Origin of the sequence: Rhizobium sp. R711, assembly GCF_002211365.1 — a bacterium.
Classification (GTDB): domain Bacteria; phylum Pseudomonadota; class Alphaproteobacteria; order Rhizobiales; family Rhizobiaceae; genus Rhizobium.
Genome location: NZ_LOKZ01000001.1, coordinates 42,248 through 59,096, shown reverse-complemented (window position 1 = coordinate 59,096; position 16,849 = coordinate 42,248). Strand labels below are relative to the sequence as shown.

Genomic DNA, 16,849 nt, shown 5'->3' with positions numbered 1-16,849 from the left:
GCCTCATGAACAAGCTCCGGTCATCATTTGAATTGTCGACAGACGATCTAGCTACGACGGTCTTGCCCAAGAGCCGGCGTGGCCCTGAATGCATTCATCGTTCTGTCCATCTCAACCTCTTCGTCGCTGCCTGAATCCAGGACCGTATTCTTTACCGATCCCTCTTGTACCCGGACTGCCGTTACTTCGAGTGCCTTCAGATTGGTCGTTGAAAGCAATGCGCCCACTTGTGTAGAAAAGCAGGCGCTGTTTGGTGCGACATTGATTTGCGATGTTTCAGTTGTCGCCACAATGTGATTATTGGCTATGTAATTGCCGCTACCGGAAACCACATTGATAATTACAGGCTTTACGGCGAGAGGCTTGATATGCTGGGTATCTATTGTTTCGGAGATGTGGTTCGCAATGACCGAGTTGTTGCTGCCGTCAATATGCAAAAGTCCAAACAGATCGTCCAAGCCGTTATCGTACTTCTGCATCGGCGCCCATGGCTCGCGATCTCGCAAAAAGTGGTTTGAAGAAACCAAATTCTCGCAGCAGTTATCAGCAAAAACCAACATTCCGGGATAAAAGGAATGGAACCTGTTTCCTGTGACCGAGGAACGAACGACGCCGGAAAAAGAGACGCTGCTGGCGCCTCGCGGAAAGACGTTGTTTGAGGAGACCAGGATGCCACCGTAATTTTCCGCATAAATGGAATGTCCCTGATAGCCGGCTCCGACGAAATTATTCGCTATTCTTGACGCCTGGCCCATCCCTTTCAATTCGATACAGCTGCCGCACTCTGCAATGAAGTTGTTATCTATCGCTAGCGCGTCTGCGTCGTGGACAGTGATTCCATGCTCCAAATAGATGAGGCCCATCCCCGTGATGCGAAATGAGTCGTTGGCGCTGTCGACATAGATGCCCGTCTTGCCATTCTTGTATGTATTTTCTGCATCATTTTGCCCCGAACCATCGTCAATGAAGTGCAAGCCGTCGATGCAAAAGTCGGCAAACTCCACCGAGCTGATACGAGGATTTCCGCTCCGCCTGACGTAGAACGCGGCTCCGGCAGACCCACCAAGGGCGGCTTCTGGAGAAATCCCGGCAAGTATGCGACTGCCGCCCGGCCATACTTCGCGCCACTGTGCCAGCTCGCTAGCGGGCGTGTTGAAACGGATGCTCGAAGACGTAAAACCGTGTCCAGAGCCGACAATTTTCAGATAGCTCACGTCTATGACGACCTGAGTGACAAGATGATAATCGCCTGGCGGTATATAGATGACGGCTCCGGGTTTTCCGCCATCATTCAGATCGGAAACCGGCTGCCTCATTTTGATGTCGGCAATTATGCCATTGATGACCGCGCCAATATCCTCATACGGGTTTCCGTCGGGATACTTCGTTACGTCGTAATAGTTTTCGCTAACCATTGTTGGTTGCGGGCGATTGGTGGCGACAGATCGGCTGGTCATTCTTGTTTTTCTCCTGGCTGTACCATCACCAGATGCTGGTGCGGATGTCCGGTTCAAAGAAGTGAAGTTCCTCGGCATCGACAGCAATGCGTGCGATGTCACCTGCACGTACCGTGCTCTTCGGAGAAAAACGGGCGACAGCAGCTTTATCGGCGCCGATGTCGGCTGCGGCATCCGGGTCGCCCGCATCCACCCAAGGTGCGTCGATATTCAGGTGCACCATTGATTCAGAACCAAGCGCCTCGACGAGAGTGACCGTGGCCGAAATCTCGGCCGAAGAAGGCCGGATTGCCGCGTCGTTCATGTGCTCGGGCCGGATGCCGACAATGAGGTGACGGTCAGACGCGCCGTTCAGCGAAGGGCGGCATTCGAAAACCCGGTCAGGGATCTCGAACCTGTTATTGCCGAGCGTCAGTGTCCTTCCATTCAGAACGGCCTCGTACAAGTTCATCGAGGGTGATCCGATAAAGGCGGCAACAAAGACGTTGTCGGGGCGATTGTAGAGGTTTTGCGGCGTGTCGACTTGCTGCAGCACGCCGCCTTTCATGACAGCTACCCGGTCCCCCATCGTCATCGCCTCGACCTGATCGTGGGTCACGTAAATTGTCGTGACATTCAGTTTTCTTTGCAGGCTGGCGATCTCGGCGCGCATCTGCACGCGCAGTTTTGCGTCGAGATTGGAAAGCGGTTCGTCCATCAGGAATGCCGCCGGCTTGCGAACGATCGCCCGTCCCATAGCGACGCGCTGCCGCTGGCCGCCCGACAGCAGGGCCGGTTTGCGGTTCAGCAGAGCGGTCAGTTCGAGTATGCGTGCAGCCTCGGCAACGCGACTGTCGATTTCGGTCTTCGGCAGTCTCGCCATCTGGAGGGGAAAGGCTATGTTGTCACGGACCGTCTTGTGGGGATAAAGCGCGTAGGACTGGAACACCATGGCGATGTCACGATCCTTGGGATCGACATGGTTCACAAGCCTGTCGCCGATCCAGAGTTCGCCGCTGGAGATCCCTTCCAGGCCGGCGATCATGCGGAGCGCCGTCGACTTTCCGCACCCCGATGGGCCCACAAACACCATAAACTCGCCATCCCTGATATCGAAGTCGAGGTCGTGGAGGGCGTGAAACTTGTTGCCGTAGACCTTGTTGATATTGCGCAGCTCTATGCCGGCCATGCTTTTATCTCCCTCATCCTTTGACAGCGCCAAATGTCAGGCCGCCGACGATCTGTTTTTGAAGTGCGAGCGTTACGACGATGACGGGAAGCGAGTAGAGCACCGCGGCCGCGGTCATCGCGCCCCAGGCAAGCCCGTAGACCGAGTTGTATTCGGCGATGACGATAGGTGCTGTTTTTGTGGCCTCTGATGTCAGCAGCAACGCGTAGAGGAACTCGTTCCAGCTCGTGATGAATGTGAAGAGGGCGGTGACCGCAATCCCACCCGTCATGACGGGCAGAACGATCTTTCGAAAGGCCTGGAAACGCGTGCAGCCATCCATACGGGCTGCTTCTTCGAGCTCCCTCGGCATGCCTTCGAAGAAGGCGGACATGAGCAACAGGGCCAGGGGCACGGCGGCTGAAGTGTGTGCCAGCACCAGGCCCGGCATCGTATCAAGCAGCCCTAGAGACTTTAGAAGCTGGAACAATGGCACACCCAGTGACACAGACGGCACCATGCGCGTGACCAGCGCGAAAAGGAGGAAAACTGTCGTGATCCGCCGCCGATACTTCGTGGCGACATAAGCAGCGGGAACGGCCGCCAACAGCGAAAGTGCGGTCGTCAGCACGGCAATGGAGAGGGAACTGACGAACGCTCTCGGCAAGGTCGAGGATTGCAGTACCTCGCGAAAGTTCTCGAACGACAAAACGGAGGGAAAGAAGCTCGGAGGGATCTGCTGGACATCGGCGGCCGGTTTGAGGGCTGTCATCAACAAATAGATGTAGGGCACCGCATAGGACAGCACGAGCACAAGGGCTGCGGCGTTGATCAGGACTCCACTGATGTGAAACCGGGGAGCTTTACGCATGGGCCGGCCTCCAAATCTTCCAATAGGCAGCCGCTGCCAGCAGCATCATAACAATAAGGAACAGCGTACCTGACGCGGACGCCTCGCCGAGATCGCCGAAACGCACCATGCGCTGGTAGATGTTCATCGAGAACACTTCCGAGGCGTGGCGGGGGCCACCCTGTGTCTGTATCCAGATCAGGTCGAACGTCTTGGCGGCATCTACGCCGCGGACAATGACGATGACGGCGATAACCGGCCGCATCAGTGGCAAGGTGACATGCCAGAACCGCTTTAAGGCATTCGCGCCGTCGATGCGTGCAGCCTCAAGCAAGTCTTTCGGAACATTCGTCAACCCAGCATAGGATACGAGAGCGACAAAAGAGGTGGTCAGCCAGATGTCGGCAAAGGAAACGGAGTAGATGACGATATCTTCGCTCGACAGCCATGCGATCGCGTTCGGGTCGCTGATGACACCCAAGCGAGCCAGGCCATAATTCAAGATGCCGATATTGCCGACCAGAAGAAATCGCCATAGCAGGCCAGCGACAATAGGTGGCACCATCAGCGGCAGAGCAAAAATCGTGCGATGCCAACGCGAGTCCCCGGCCATGGCCGCAAACAATAGTGCGGCGCAAAAACCGAAGGCGAACTCGAAGAACAGCGCGAATATCGAATATTGAACGGTCCTTAGAGCGCTCTGCGCAACACGTTTCGACGTCAATGCCTCGACATAATTCTGCAGCCCGACCCATTCGCGTATTTGAGGCGTGATCGTATCGACCTTGAAAAAGGAGTCGAATATCAGCAGCCCAACCGGGTAAGCGACCAACAGGCCGAGGATCACAACTGCTGGCGCAAGCATGCAGAGCACAAATCGGTCTTCACCCGACATGTCCGTCTCCGAGAGTTGATGGCGCGGGTGGCATAAGATCCGCCCGCGACGTTGAGGAAAGTGCCGGATTAGTTGAGAATGTCCTCAATTGTTTCCTTGGCTTCCTTCAGTACGTCCCCGACGTCTGCCTTGCAGGTCAGCGCTGCCTGGACGGCGGGCAGGACCGCTTCGTCGACAATTTCCTGGTATTTCGCGTTCATCGGCCGACCTTGGGTGGCAGGCGCTCCCAGCGTCTCAAGCAACGGCGTGAAATGTTCGTAGCCCGGCTTGCTGGCATAACTGCTATAGGCCGAGTTCGTCGCAGCAAGGCCGAGCGGAGCCTCGATACCCAATGCATTGTTGGCGATCGAAAAAGCAATGAATTTCTTCGCCGCGTCCTTGTGCTGGGAAGTCGAGGGGACAACGTTGTACCAGGGGCCCGGGATTGCCGCGATCCCTGCATCACCGGCGAGCATGGGCGCGACGCCGACCTTGCCGCTGACTTTGGAGTCGGCAGGCGTCATCTTGTAGGCGTGCGCCCAGAATTTCATCATCGCAGTCTTGCCCTGATAGAACAAATTCTGCGCTTCGCCCCAGCCGATTTCGTTGACGTTTTCGGGGACGGAATGATCGGTGCAGTGGGGTGCGATGTAGAATTCAAGCGCCTTCCTGTGCGCCTCGTTGTCGATGATCACATGGTTATCATGATCGAGGATTACGCCGGGCGAACCCGCTTGCAGCACGTGCGCCATCCACTCCTCCGAAAAGGTGCCGATGGTATCGGTGCCCCAGAAGTCTGCCTTGCCGTCTCCGTCAAGGTCGCGCGTGAAGAATTTTGCGATATCGCGCCACTGCTGCCAGGTCCTGGGCGGGGCAAGCGGATAGCCGTATTTCGCTTGGAAGGCCTCTTTTTCCTCTGGCTTGTCGAAGAGGTCCTTGCGATAGAAAACGATCTCCGCATTGGCCCATGTGGGCACGCCGATCATCTTGCCGCCGACCGTCGCGTCGGCAAGCAACGTCGGCGGCAGGTCCTTGCGCACCGCGTCTGTGAAAAGGGTGGAGAGGTCGTCGACATGGTCTGCGAACTTCGCGTTCCAGACCACGTCGATCGTCACTACATCGAAGGCCGACGAGCCGGACGCGATCTCGGCCGAGAATTTGTCGAAGACGCCCTGATAGGGTACGACCGTGAACTTCACCTCGACGCCGGTTTCGGCGGTAAACTTCTCGGCCACCGCCTTCTGCAGCATTTCGCCGCCACCTTCGACCAGGACATTGATGGTTTCGGCCTGTGCGGAGGCCGCAATGCAAATGAGCGCGAGCGCGCTGGCGCCAAAAAGTTTCTTCATCAGTTCCTCCCACATTTTGCCCGAAGCACAGGCGGGTCAAGCTCTCCACTGCAGGACCATAATCGCGATATGACGACGTTGTCAACATTGCTTGTCGACGTTGTCATAGAAAAATGTCGACGTTGTCATATAACTCGTTTAAAACGCTTGCCAACAAGGAGATTGGCGAGACATGGTCAGCATTATCAGCGTGGCGAAAGCGGCCGGGGTGTCCAACAAAACAGTTTCACGGGTCATTAACGGTGAGCCTTATGTGACTGAAGAGACCCGCGAGAGAGTAGAAAAGGCTATCCGGGACCTCGGCTATATTCCAAACATGGCGGCGCGCCTCATACGCTCGAGCCGATCCAACACCTTCGGCATCATCACGGATTATGTGTCTACCACACCCTATTCCGTCGACATTGTGCGCGGAATACAGGATTGGGCAAATGCGAACGGGAAGACCATCCTCATGGCAAATACTGGCGGTTCGTCCAAGAGAGAGGCTGATATCTGGAAAATGTTCCAGTCCCATCGGATTGACGGGGTACTTTATGTGACAATGTATCGTCGCACTGTGGATCCTGAGGCAGGCGATGTCCGGATTCCGACGGTGATGATCAACTGCAGGCCTCAGACGAACGAACTGTTCCCGTCGATTGAGCCGGATGACTACCAGGGCGCGCAAGATCTTACTCGTTATCTGCTTGACAGGGGTCATCGAAAGATCGGCTACATCCGGCTCAATCCGATCCTGTTGGGTGCACAACTGCGCCTCGATGCTTTCCGTAAAACCGCTGGAGACTTTGGCCTTCATGAGAGCGACCTGAGTATCCGTCTTGGCATGGAAGGACCAGTTGGAGCAGAGAAGAACTATGTCTTTGCCGTTGCGACAGAGATGCTACAGCAAAAGGATCGACCGACTGCAATCATGAGCGGCAATGACGAAATGACGATTCAAGTCTACATCGCGGCAATGGCATTGGGTCTCCGCATCCCTGAGGATGTCAGTATCGTCGGCTTTGACGATTTCCGAACGGTGTCCCTGGCACTGAAGCCGGAACTGACCACCGCGGCCTTGCCCTATTACGATTTAGGTCTGGAAGGAGCGGACTTGTTGAACAGCGTGGTGGCGGGAAACAAGGCTCGTCCGAGCAATCGCGTCCTGCGCTGTAAACTGGTCGAGCGAACTTCGGTGCAATCCTTGTAGTCTGGCCTCAAGAAGGGGAGCGCTTAGATCAGAGATTTGCGGAGATATCGATGACCATCAGTTGGGAATTCCATCATAGCCGATGATCTTTTCATCGCTGCAGTTGTCCAGTTCGGGTAGTCTGCCCACCCGCTCCCGGATTGCACGCAGTTCACCGAGCAGACGCTCCTGGCCCGCATCGCCGTATCCCAGGCGACTAGGGGCGAGAGATGCCGAGAATAGCCGCCACCTCGGTCGGACTCAGTTCCTGGTCTTCGGCCAACATTGCGCAGCGATGCCGCATGTTGCGCAAGGCAAGTGTCACCGGCTGCCGAACTATCCGCGCGAAGTCCGCATGGCCTTCGCTAGGAAGCCCCGGAGCTTGAATGCGATGTGATCCTCACACATTGCTGCCACCTTGCCGTTGCCGAAAAGATGCGCGGGCAAGCTCGACAGGTGTCTTCATGATGATTTCGCGATGAGGAAACGGGATCGAAATGCCGGCTGCCTTGAACGCATCCCACAATGCCATGAGGACTTCACCGCGCACGTTGGTAAGGCCGTTGTTCGGGTCCAGGATCCAGAATCTCAGCTTGAAATCGAGCGACGATGCCCCGAATGCCGTCATCCAGCAGACCGGCTGGGCGTAAGTGCTGGCGACCCGCGGAATGGTGTTGGCAGCCTCGATCGCGATGCGGGCGACCTCGTGCGGATCGCTGTCATAAGACGTTCCGAAATCCACCTCGATGCGGACATAATTGCTGGAAAACGACCAGTTGACGACTTGCTCGGAAATGAAGTCTTCGTTCGGAATGAGGTACTCCTTGCCATCTCTTGTTATTACGGAGACGAAGCGGGAGCGCAGGTCGCGGATGGAGCCGAAGGTCTCCCCCAGCGTAATCGTGTCGCCCGGTTTGATGGATTTGTCGAGCAGGATGATGATGCCGGATATGAAGTTGGAGACGACCTTCTGCAGGCCAAAACCAATGCCGACGCCAATAGCACCTGAAAAGACCGTGAGTGCCGTCAGGTCGATCCCTGTTGCAGACAACGCAACTGCGCCCGCAAAGACGATGAGCCCTATCTTGATCAGTTTGCTGATCAGAACCTTCAAGGAGGGCGTGAGATCCGCTGACTTCTGGATCCAGTTCGACGACATGTTGCCGATCAGAACTGCAAGCCAGATCAGAGCGACGGAAAGGATGATGGCCTTCAAGACGAGCAGCATTGAAAGGCGAACGGCCCCGAGATTGACGGCCATACCATCGAGTGCTGCCAAAAGAGCGTTATCCAGCCCAAGCGCATAAAGTGCAAAGTAGAGCCAGCCGATAGCGGCGACGACACGCGCCAGCATCAGGTTTCGGATGATACGCGTGAGGACCGAGATTAAGAACCACGCCACCACCAGGGTGAGGGCTGTTGCCACCAGCCACCGATGCGATGGCCACGCAAATTGCAACAGCACCGCATCAGCGATCGCCAGTAGCACAATCAGAAAGAGCCAGCGTGTTCGCCGCATGAAAGCGATGATGACGCGAAGCAGATCCGGATTTCCCTTGATGGTGCGAGCGCGCGATTCCAGTGCCGGCTCGATCCTTTTTTCCAGCAAGCCCGAAACCAGGTAAGCAGCGACAATCAGGGCGCACTGATAGAGCGTCCATTCATTGAGAAGGAAAACCTGAAGCCAGGATCCGGCAGCGTTGACCGCCTCTAGGAAATCCATCGTCGTCTTCTCGCGATTTTGCAAGAATAACCAGCGGAGGCGGGGTTTTGTTCAAATCCGAGTTGCAAGGGCCGTTTGTCCAGCCTGAAAGTGGATGCGAGGTGGAATTCTTCTGCGCCCCAACTCAAGCAGGCAAAATCGACAGACTGCGGAAGGGCGGCCGCGCTGGTCGGCCTGTCCTGGGCTTCGTTTCAACAGATTGTGACTCACCCGGTTGCCATAATGCGGGGTGGATTCACATCCTCTCGCAAGAGCAGCGACGACTAATCCGTCATTTGCACGAAACTCTCAACGAGGTAATGAAAATTGCAAAGACTTGAGACTAATTACTGGATTCCATGACGAATTGCGTGAAACGTTCGTTGGGCGAGCGATATCCTCGCCTTAGGTAAGGTTGGGTCAATCATGGACAGCAGCATCGGCGGAAACGGCGTGCGAAAACTGCCGCGCTTCGGCTGCAGACGCCAACACCGTCTCTTGCGAAGTTCTATTGGGTCATCGCCTTCAATGCCGTTACATCTGACCTGACGTCTTTCTGTTTTCGGGGTGCATAATGAAGATCACTGTCTTGGGCGCTGGCGTTATCGGCGTCACCACGGCCTACTATCTGGCGAAATCGGGACATGAAGTAACGGTGCTGGAGCGCCAGAGCGGGCCGGCGCTGGAAACCAGCTACGCCAATGCCGGCGAGATCTCGCCCGGTTATGCATCCCCTTGGGCCGCACCCGGGATTCCCCAAAAGGCCATCAAATGGCTGTTCATGAAGCACGCGCCCTTGATCATACGTCCGACATTCGACCCGGCCACCTGGGCCTGGATGTCGGCGATGCTGCGCAACTGCACTTCGGCGCGTTACGCGATCAACAAGAGCCGTATGGTCCGCCTTGCAGAATACAGCCGCGACTGCCTGATTGAACTGCGTGACGAGACCGGCATCGCCTACGACGAGCGGACCCAGGGGACCCTGCAGCTTTTTCGCACGCAAAGGCAGCTCGACTCGATTACAAAAGACATCGAGGTCCTCGTAAAAGACGGTGTGCCGTTCGAGGTACTCGACACGGCAGGATGTGTCGCGGCCGAACCGGGACTGGCGCCCGTCAAGCATAAGATCGTCGGCGGTTTGCGCCTGCCCAACGACGAAACGGGCGATTGCTTCAAATTTACAAACGAACTCGCAAAGCGGGCGCAGGCATTGGGTGTGCGGTTCGTCTACGGGGCAGAGGTCCACAGGCTGCTTATCGAAAACAACCGCATCAAGGCGGTTGTAACCTCACACGGTGCTTTTGCCAGCGACGTCTTCGTCGCTGCGTTCGGCAGCTACACGCCAATTCTGTTGAAACCGCTCGGACTGAAGGTCCCGATATATCCGGTCAAGGGATACTCGATCACGGTTCCGGTCGTCGACGAGAGCCGGGCACCGGTCTCGACGATCATGGATGAAACCTTCAAGATCGCCATCACCCGTCTTGGCGATCGCATCCGCGTCGGGGGTATGGCCGAAATCGCGCGTTTCAACAAGGACTTGCCTGGCAATCGTAAGGCAACACTTGCGCATTCGGTCGAGGATCTGTTCGGCGGAGCAGGGGACCAGAGCAAGGCGCAGTTCTGGTGCGGACTGCGACCGATGACGCCCGACGGAACGCCAATTATCGGCAAGACGGTCTATGACAACCTCTACCTCAACTCTGGCCATGGCACGCTTGGCTGGACGATGGCCTGCGGCTCCGGCCGCGTACTGACCGACCTTGTCAACAAGGCGAAACCGCAAATATCGACCGAGGGCTTGGATCTCGGCCGCTACGGCTGACATACGCAGGGGTAATTCCTACGCTATCTTGACAAAATACCGGCTCCAAACGGCAGTGCCGGTATTTTCTGAACTGGCGCTCAGCGCGCTGCCCAGTTCGCACCGCGACGGAAAATCGTCTTCATCTGCGGCACCGAGAATTCCTTGGCCTGATGGCCAAGTGAAGAATAAAAAACACGTCCCTTGCCATATTTGCGCTTCCAGGCGACAGGCATCTCGACGCCGTCGATCCAATAGGCGTGTTCGCCGTTGAAGCGCGTCGTCGCCAGCACCTCGTTCGAGGGGTCGACATGCATGTAATATTGCTCGGAGGTGTATGGAAAGTCGCTAATGCCCTCCATGACGGGATCGTCGGGCCGGGTGATATTGACCGTGTAGTCGATGATGTTGCCTGGATGGGCGACCCACTGGCCGCCGACGATGAACTGATACTCCACGCACTCGCGAAAGCTGTCGCCCGCCCCGCCATGGTAGCCCGCAAGGCCGACGCCACCCTCGATCGCAGCCGCAAGGTTCTTGATCTCTTCCTTTTCGATTTTCGACATCGTTACGATCGGTACGACGAGGCTGAGATCATGGACCGATGGGTCTGCAAAGGCTTCGGTCGTGTGTTCGACGTAGACCTTGAACCCATCTTCCTCCAGCATGTCCTTGATGATTGCTGCGCATTCCTGCGGCTCGTGGCCACTCCATCCGCCCCAGACGATCAGTGCTTCACGCATACTCTTCCTCCTGATGGTTACTTGGCCAGACGCCCGTCAACGAGCGACTGGGACAGCGGCATCGGCCGCTCGGTTTGCGTTATAATGGCGACCGTGCGGCCGCTCCTCGAGGCCGTGTCGAAGGCTTCCATGACTTCAAGGACATGCAGAGCCAGATCGCCGTTGGCGCGATGCGGTCGGTTGTTGCGAACGGCATAAGCGAGGTCCGCGACACCGATCGAGCGGTAATTGCCGTCGGCATAAGGTGCTGTCAGTTGCTGCTGCTCGAACGTTCCCCCCTTCTTCAGGAGTTCCACGTCACCGCCAAAATGGTTCGGATCGGGCACAATCAGTGTGCCTTCGGTCCCGTAAATCTCAAGCGGCACGTGCTTGTGGCCGGCGACGTCGAAGCTCATGCCGATCTGAACGACTGCGCCATTAGCAAAGGCCATGAGACCTGCCACATGGGTTGGCACATGTACCGGAATATGCTCGCCGTTTCTCGGTTCGCTGGTAATGACGCGCTCCTTGCGCGGCGTGACCGCAAAGCTCGCGACCTGTGCAACGGGTCCAAAAAGGTTGACGAGATCGGTGATGTAATAGGGACCCATATCGAGCATCGGTCCGCCGCCAACGTCGTAATAAAAGGCGGGATTGGGATGCCAGCGCTCATGACCTGGGCACATGAAGGTCGCGGTTCCACCGACCGGTTGGCCAATCACGCCCTGATCGAGGAGTGCGCGCGCGCTCTGATGCCCGCCGCCGAGAAAGGTGTCGGGCGCAGCACCGATACGCAAGTCCTTGGCTTTTGCTGCCTGCGCAAGTCGCTTGCCTTCCGCAAAATTGATCCCAAGCGGCTTTTCCGAATAAGTGTGCTTGCCTGCCTCAAGCGCCTGCAGACCAACGGCGACATGCGCCTTGGGCACCGTCAGGTTGACGATGATCTCGACGCTGGGATCGGCAAACAGTTCATCGATCTTTCTTGCCGGCACGTTAAACTCGGCCGCTTTAGCCAAGGCCATGTCATGGTTGAGGTCAGCAACACCCTTGACGGCAAGGATCGGAAACGATGCCATCGCCTTCAGATAGGCGCCGGAGATGTTGCCGCAGCCAATGATGCCGATACCGACTGGTTCCATGATTTCCTCCCGTTGAATGTCGTGATTTTGCCTTCTAGATCGCCGGACCGGTGGTGTTCCACGGCGACTCGTAGAGTTCGTAAAGCGCCACCGCGGCCGCCCCTTGCGCCCAGAAGTCATCGGTCGAGTCGTCGAAGACGAGTTCGGCAACGCCCTTCAGGGACGGCGGCACGGCGAGCGCATAGGCCTTTCGCAGGCTGTTAAGAAACGGCTCGCCGAGCGCAAGACTGGAGCCCACAAGGATCACCCTTGGTGGTGCAAACAGGGTGACGATATTGGCGATCGCCACGCCGACGGCTTCTCCGGCACGGATTGCAGCGCTGATCAATGTGTCGTCTTCGGCCTTGATAAGCGCCTGGGCGTGCGTCATTCCCCGTCCAAGCCGGATGGCTTCGGCAAACCGGCCGCTGGCCGGCTGCTCGCCGAGGATCTCGCTTTCGCCAGCCTGGCTCGACAGTCGCACGATGCCGCGCGGTCCCATCCCGAGCACCAGGTCGCCAAGATTGTGGCTGAGGCCGCCGGCGCCGCGAAACAGCTGATTGTCATGGAGCACGCCCAGTCCAAGGGTCTGCTCGAGCGAGATCAGGACCATGTCCTCCAGATCACGCGCCTGGCCGAACCAGTGATGGGCAAGCGTAATGGCATGCGCATCGCTTTCGACGATGGTCGCAGTGTTGAGCCTGGCCGTCATCTCGCTGGCAAAGTCGACATTCGTGTCGCGAAAGATCGGGCTGCTGCGGATATGGCCGGTGCGATGTTCGATGACGCCCGGGAGGCCAAGGCAAACACTATCGACATCTTCGAGCGAGAGCCCGGCATCGACCACACAGCGGCGCACGCCATCCTCGACGAGATCGGCGATAACGCCGATCGGTTGGCGATCGATGCGAATGGGAAGCGTGAGTTTCGATAGCACGTCACCGCGAAAATCGGTGACCACGAAAACGAGACGGTTGGCCGCGATCTTGGCGCCAACCACGCGCGCAGCATCCGGGTTGAGCTCGAGCATGACGCGCGGTCGACCGCGGGACGCCTCGTTGCGAATATCGCCTTCATGGCGCGGCAGGATCAGGCCATCGTCGAGCAGCGAGGCGGTGATCGCTGAAACCGTGGTCGTCGACAATTGTGTCCGCTCGCTGATCTCGACACGCGATATGGGGCCGTGACGGCGGATCGTATCCAGCACGTTCAAGCGGTTGATCGCGCGCATCAATTCCGGATCTGCGGTCTTCATGAGGTGTTGCGGGCTCTTCGATATCCCCGCAAGGTCGCGGGGTCAGATTTTAAACGGTATGCGAATTAAATAGCGCTTGGGCGACCCCACCTGTCAAGCCAAATTTGCCAATTTCGGGGAGGGGAGTTGACATTCGCCAAAACCTCCCGATGATTTAATCCGCATAAGGGAAAAATTGAAGAGGACGATTTTTGCCCTTTCTGGAGGAGAAATCATGTTTGATCATATCAAGGCAAGGACCTCGCTTCGCAGCCGTTTCGTTGCGCGCGCCGCCGCCACCGGGCTGGCGCTTTTGATTGCTGCGGGAAGTGCCGCAGCAACCACCATCAAGTGGCTGCATCTTGAAATCGACCCGAACTATCTGGCGGTGTGGAAGAAGATCGCGGACAAGTACGAGGCTGAGCACCCCGGGGTGAAGATCCAAATGCAGTTTCTGGAAAACGAAGCCTTCAAGGCGAAGCTTCCGACGCTGCTGCAATCGAGCGATGCCCCGGACCTGTTCTTCTCCTGGGGCGGCGGCGTCCTGAAGCAGCAGCTTGCCACCGGCACGCTGCTGGACTTGAGCGAAGCCATGAAGGCCAAGGATGGCGCCTGGCTGAAGAGCTATAATCCGGCCTCCATCAACGGCCTGACTTTCGACGGCAAGATCGGTGCGGTTCCCTACAAGATGGGTACGGTTTCCTTCTTCTATAACAAGCAGATGTTTGCAAAAGCCGGTGTCGATGCAGCGTCAATCAAATCCTGGGACGACTATCTTGCCGTCGTCAAGAAGCTGAAGGATGCCGGCATCGTTCCGATCGCGGGCGGTGGTGGCGAAAAATGGCCGATCCATTTCTACTGGAGCTACCTCGTCATGCGCGACGGCGGCCAGAAGGTTTTCGATGCGGCCAAGAACGGACAGGGCGAGGGATTTAACGATCCGGCCATCATCAAGGCCGGCGAACAACTGGCCGAACTCGGCAAGCTCGAACCGTTCCAGCCTGGCTACCTCGGAGCCACCTGGCCCCAGGCTCTCGGTGTCTTCGGTGACGGCAAGGCCGCGATGATCCTTGGTTTCGAAAACACTGCTGCCAACCAACGCACCAATTCCGGCGACGGCAAAGGGCTCGATCCCGACAATATCGGCCGTTTTGCGTTCCCAGCTGTCGGCGGCGGCGCGGGGGCCGTAACCGACACGCTTGGTGGCCTGAATGGCTGGGCCGTGACCAAGAAGGCCCCACCCGAAACGCTTGATTTCCTGGCCTATCTGACGAGCGCGGAAAACGAGCGCGCGATGGCCAAGGCCGGCATGCTCATTCCGGTTGCGGTCGGCGCACAAGACGGCGTGACCAATCCCTTGATGCATCAGGCCGCTGAACAGCTTGCGCATTCGACGTGGCACCAGAACTTCTTCGATCAGGATCTCGGCCCGTCTGTTGGTCGCGTGGTCAACGATGTCTCCGTTGCCATCGTATCGGGTCAGATGAGCCCTGCCGACGGCGCTCAGCAGATCCAGGACGCCTTCGAGCAGGATCAGCTCTGATCAAGACCGCCGCGGCGCGGAGCAGGTTTTCGCGCCGCCCTCAATCTGGGTAAAGGGGGGATCGGCCCTAATGACCACCATCAGCGCGACAAGCCTCGTGCGTGCGCGCCCGACTGTCAGATCGTCGGTGCGCAGCAAGGATCCTAGTCTGGCGCGGCGCCTGCCGGTCCTTATTCTGTTTTTGCCGCCAGCACTGCTGCTGTTTTCCGTTTTCGTCATCCTGCCGATGGGGGAGGCGGCCTGGTACAGCCTCTACAAATGGGATGGGTACGGTCTGCCGACGCAGTTCGTCGGAATGCGGAATTTCGAAGTGCTGTTCAAGAACAGTGCCTTCCTGACGGCGTTGAAAAACAACGCCCTGATCATCGTCATTTCGATCCTGATCCAGATACCGCTTGCCATCTGGCTGGCGATGATGCTCGCTCACCGGATTGCCGGTGTCGTCCTCTTCCGTCTGATCTTCTTCCTGCCCTACGTTCTGGCGGAGGTCGCGGCCGGCCTCATCTGGCGCTTCGTCTATGATGGCGACTATGGTTTGTTTGCCTCGGCTGCCCACCTCATCGGCGTTGAGACCCCTTATGTCCTGGCGGACAAGGACCTGGCAATCTATGCGGTCCTGGCTGTTGTCGTCTGGAAGTATTTCGGCTTTCACATGATGCTGTTCATCGCCGGACTACAGTCGCTCGACAAGAGCGTGCTGGAGGCGGCCGAAATCGACGGTGCAAATGGCTGGCAACGCTTCCGCTATATCACCCTGCCGCTTCTTGGCTCGACCGTGCGCCTGTCCGTCTTTTTCGCAGTCGTTGGCTCATTGCAACTGTTCGACCTCATCATGCCGCTGACTGGCGGCGGGCCATTCAACGCGACACAGACCATGGTCACCTTCCTGTTCAACTTTGGTGTCACGCGCATGCAGGTCGGTCTTGGCAGCGCCGTCGGCGTCGTCCTGTTCGTCATCTGTGTGACATTGGCCTTCGGCTACAAACGGATATTCATGCGCAATGACTGATATGGCCTCAACTGCCCGGATCGCTGCCGGCACAAAGATCTACCTCTACGTTTCGCTGACGATCATTGCCGCAATCGTGCTGGTGCCGCTCCTGACGACAGCGCTTGGCGGCTTCAAGGACCTCGGCGATCTGCGCACCAACCCCTTCGGACTGCCAGTTGCATGGCACCCTGAAAATTATACCGACATTCTCTTCGGAGACCGCTACTGGCGGCAGATGATGAACTCGCTGATCATTGCAACGTTGACGGTCTGCCTGACCGTTTCCGTCTCGGCCATGGCCGCCTTCACCTTCGCGCATGTGAAATTCTTCGGTGCCGGCTTCATGCTCAACTATTTTCTGATCGGCCTGATGTTTCCGGCCGCAACCGCCATCCTGCCTTTGTTTATCCGGATCCGCGACCTGGGCTTGTTGAATTCCTACTGGGGCGTGGTCTTGCCCCAGGTCGCCTTTGGCCTCGGCATGAGCATTCTCTTGTTCCGAAACTATTTTCGCAACCTCCCGGAAGAATTGTTCCAGGCCGCAATCGTCGACGGCTGTGGCTACATCCGGTTCTTCTGGCATATCTCGCTGCCGCTCTCGCGGCCGATCATCGCAACCGTCAGCATCATTTCCTTCGTCGGCAGCTGGAACAGCTATATTCTACCGTTGATCATGCTGAACTCTGAGACAATGTATCCGTGGCCGCTCGGTATCATGGTCTATCGCGGTGAGTTCGGCACCGCCTGGCAGCTGGTGCTTGCGTTCATCACGTTGACGATCATGCCGACGATCATCGTCTTCTTCCTGGCACAGAAGCATATCATCGCAGGCTTGACTGCCGGCGCGGTCAAATCTTGACGCGCCGGCAGAAGATGACGCCGAG

The 16,849-nt window shown here is 57.4% G+C and carries 14 protein-coding genes; 5 read left to right on the top strand and 9 right to left on the bottom strand.

Features of this window, described 5'->3' with window-relative positions:
• Positions 1-47: 47 nt before the first annotated feature.
• The 5 genes from ATY80_RS00255 to ATY80_RS00235 all read right to left on the bottom strand — a co-directional run bounded on the left by ATY80_RS00255 (position 48) and on the right by ATY80_RS00235 (position 5,677).
• A complete protein-coding gene (locus ATY80_RS00255) occupies positions 48-1,415 on the bottom strand; it encodes a NosD domain-containing protein (protein ID WP_189637088.1) in 1,368 nt (455 codons plus the stop codon).
• 67 nt (positions 1,416-1,482) lie between these two features.
• Entirely contained in the window at positions 1,483-2,625 is a 1,143-nt protein-coding gene (gene ugpC / locus ATY80_RS00250) for a sn-glycerol-3-phosphate ABC transporter ATP-binding protein UgpC (RefSeq protein ID WP_088690521.1), read from the bottom strand.
• A gap of 13 nt (positions 2,626-2,638) precedes the next feature.
• Positions 2,639-3,475 carry a carbohydrate ABC transporter permease gene (locus ATY80_RS00245; RefSeq protein WP_088690520.1) on the bottom strand — a complete coding sequence of 279 codons (837 nt, stop codon included), beginning with the start codon at positions 3,473-3,475 and terminating at the stop codon, positions 2,639-2,641.
• Positions 3,468-4,349 (bottom strand): sugar ABC transporter permease, encoded by an 882-nt coding sequence (locus tag ATY80_RS00240; protein ID WP_088690519.1) that lies wholly within the window; start codon positions 4,347-4,349, stop codon positions 3,468-3,470. The genes ATY80_RS00245 and ATY80_RS00240 overlap by 8 nt, the downstream gene beginning before the upstream one ends.
• A gap of 68 nt (positions 4,350-4,417) precedes the next feature.
• Positions 4,418-5,677, bottom strand: a complete 1,260-nt coding sequence (locus ATY80_RS00235; protein ID WP_088691427.1) for a sugar ABC transporter substrate-binding protein — start codon at positions 5,675-5,677, stop codon at positions 4,418-4,420.
• Positions 5,678-5,849: 172 nt separating this feature from the next.
• On the opposite strand from ATY80_RS00235, the gene ATY80_RS00230 reads away from it, so the two are divergent.
• Positions 5,850-6,869, top strand: coding sequence for a LacI family DNA-binding transcriptional regulator (locus ATY80_RS00230; RefSeq protein ID WP_088690518.1), 1,020 nt, complete (start codon positions 5,850-5,852; stop codon positions 6,867-6,869).
• Between the two features lie 379 nt (positions 6,870-7,248).
• Here ATY80_RS00230 and ATY80_RS00220 read toward each other — a convergent pair whose 3' ends face one another.
• The gene (locus ATY80_RS00220; RefSeq protein WP_088690517.1) at positions 7,249-8,571 is read right to left on the bottom strand and encodes a mechanosensitive ion channel domain-containing protein; all 1,323 of its coding nucleotides are present in this window, start codon (positions 8,569-8,571) and stop codon (positions 7,249-7,251) included.
• A gap of 553 nt (positions 8,572-9,124) precedes the next feature.
• Between ATY80_RS00220 and ATY80_RS00215 the strand changes: the two genes are divergently transcribed.
• Positions 9,125-10,378 carry a D-amino acid dehydrogenase gene (locus ATY80_RS00215; protein ID WP_088690516.1) on the top strand — a complete coding sequence of 418 codons (1,254 nt, stop codon included), beginning with the start codon at positions 9,125-9,127 and terminating at the stop codon, positions 10,376-10,378.
• Between the two features lie 80 nt (positions 10,379-10,458).
• Here the strand turns inward: ATY80_RS00215 and ATY80_RS00210 are convergent, their stop codons facing one another.
• From ATY80_RS00210 to ATY80_RS00200, 3 genes are read right to left on the bottom strand one after another with little or no spacing between them, the layout of a single operon-like run.
• Entirely contained in the window at positions 10,459-11,100 is a 642-nt protein-coding gene (locus ATY80_RS00210) for a ThuA domain-containing protein (protein WP_088690515.1), read from the bottom strand.
• Between the two features lie 17 nt (positions 11,101-11,117).
• Complete coding sequence (locus tag ATY80_RS00205) at positions 11,118-12,218, bottom strand: Gfo/Idh/MocA family oxidoreductase (protein WP_088690514.1); 1,101 nt, start codon at positions 12,216-12,218, stop codon at positions 11,118-11,120.
• Between the two features lie 34 nt (positions 12,219-12,252).
• Entirely contained in the window at positions 12,253-13,452 is a 1,200-nt protein-coding gene (locus ATY80_RS00200) for an ROK family transcriptional regulator (protein ID WP_088690513.1), read from the bottom strand.
• A 214-nt stretch (positions 13,453-13,666) separates the two neighbouring features.
• Here ATY80_RS00200 and ATY80_RS00195 point away from each other — a divergent pair, with 214 nt between their 5' ends.
• From ATY80_RS00195 to ATY80_RS00185, 3 genes are all read left to right on the top strand, one after another.
• A complete protein-coding gene (locus ATY80_RS00195) occupies positions 13,667-14,974 on the top strand; it encodes an extracellular solute-binding protein (protein WP_088690512.1) in 1,308 nt (435 codons plus the stop codon).
• Positions 14,975-15,044: 70 nt separating this feature from the next.
• On the top strand, positions 15,045-15,983 hold the full coding sequence (locus ATY80_RS00190) for a sugar ABC transporter permease (RefSeq protein WP_088690511.1): 939 nt from the start codon (positions 15,045-15,047) through the stop codon (positions 15,981-15,983).
• Complete coding sequence (locus ATY80_RS00185; protein ID WP_088690510.1) at positions 15,976-16,824, top strand: carbohydrate ABC transporter permease; 849 nt, start codon at positions 15,976-15,978, stop codon at positions 16,822-16,824. The genes ATY80_RS00190 and ATY80_RS00185 overlap by 8 nt, the downstream gene beginning before the upstream one ends.
• Positions 16,825-16,849: the final 25 nt, after the last annotated feature.

Excerpts from the sequence above, each read along its gene's own strand:
- ATY80_RS00255 (WP_189637088.1), bottom strand. The coding sequence starts at position 1,415 with ATGGTTAGCGAAAACTATTACGACGTAACGAAGTATCCCGACGGAAAC.
- ugpC (WP_088690521.1), bottom strand. The coding sequence starts at position 2,625 with ATGGCCGGCATAGAGCTGCGCAATATCAACAAGGTCTACGGCAACAAG.
- ATY80_RS00245 (WP_088690520.1), bottom strand. The coding sequence starts at position 3,475 with ATGCGTAAAGCTCCCCGGTTTCACATCAGTGGAGTCCTGATCAACGCC.
- ATY80_RS00240 (WP_088690519.1), bottom strand. The coding sequence starts at position 4,349 with ATGTCGGGTGAAGACCGATTTGTGCTCTGCATGCTTGCGCCAGCAGTT.
- ATY80_RS00235 (WP_088691427.1), bottom strand. The coding sequence starts at position 5,677 with ATGAAGAAACTTTTTGGCGCCAGCGCGCTCGCGCTCATTTGCATTGCG.
- ATY80_RS00230 (WP_088690518.1), top strand. The coding sequence starts at position 5,850 with ATGGTCAGCATTATCAGCGTGGCGAAAGCGGCCGGGGTGTCCAACAAA.
- ATY80_RS00220 (WP_088690517.1), bottom strand. The coding sequence starts at position 8,571 with ATGGATTTCCTAGAGGCGGTCAACGCTGCCGGATCCTGGCTTCAGGTT.
- ATY80_RS00215 (WP_088690516.1), top strand. The coding sequence starts at position 9,125 with ATGAAGATCACTGTCTTGGGCGCTGGCGTTATCGGCGTCACCACGGCC.
- ATY80_RS00210 (WP_088690515.1), bottom strand. The coding sequence starts at position 11,100 with ATGCGTGAAGCACTGATCGTCTGGGGCGGATGGAGTGGCCACGAGCCG.
- ATY80_RS00205 (WP_088690514.1), bottom strand. The coding sequence starts at position 12,218 with ATGGAACCAGTCGGTATCGGCATCATTGGCTGCGGCAACATCTCCGGC.
- ATY80_RS00200 (WP_088690513.1), bottom strand. The coding sequence starts at position 13,452 with ATGAAGACCGCAGATCCGGAATTGATGCGCGCGATCAACCGCTTGAAC.
- ATY80_RS00195 (WP_088690512.1), top strand. The coding sequence starts at position 13,667 with ATGTTTGATCATATCAAGGCAAGGACCTCGCTTCGCAGCCGTTTCGTT.
- ATY80_RS00190 (WP_088690511.1), top strand. The coding sequence starts at position 15,045 with ATGACCACCATCAGCGCGACAAGCCTCGTGCGTGCGCGCCCGACTGTC.
- ATY80_RS00185 (WP_088690510.1), top strand. The coding sequence starts at position 15,976 with ATGACTGATATGGCCTCAACTGCCCGGATCGCTGCCGGCACAAAGATC.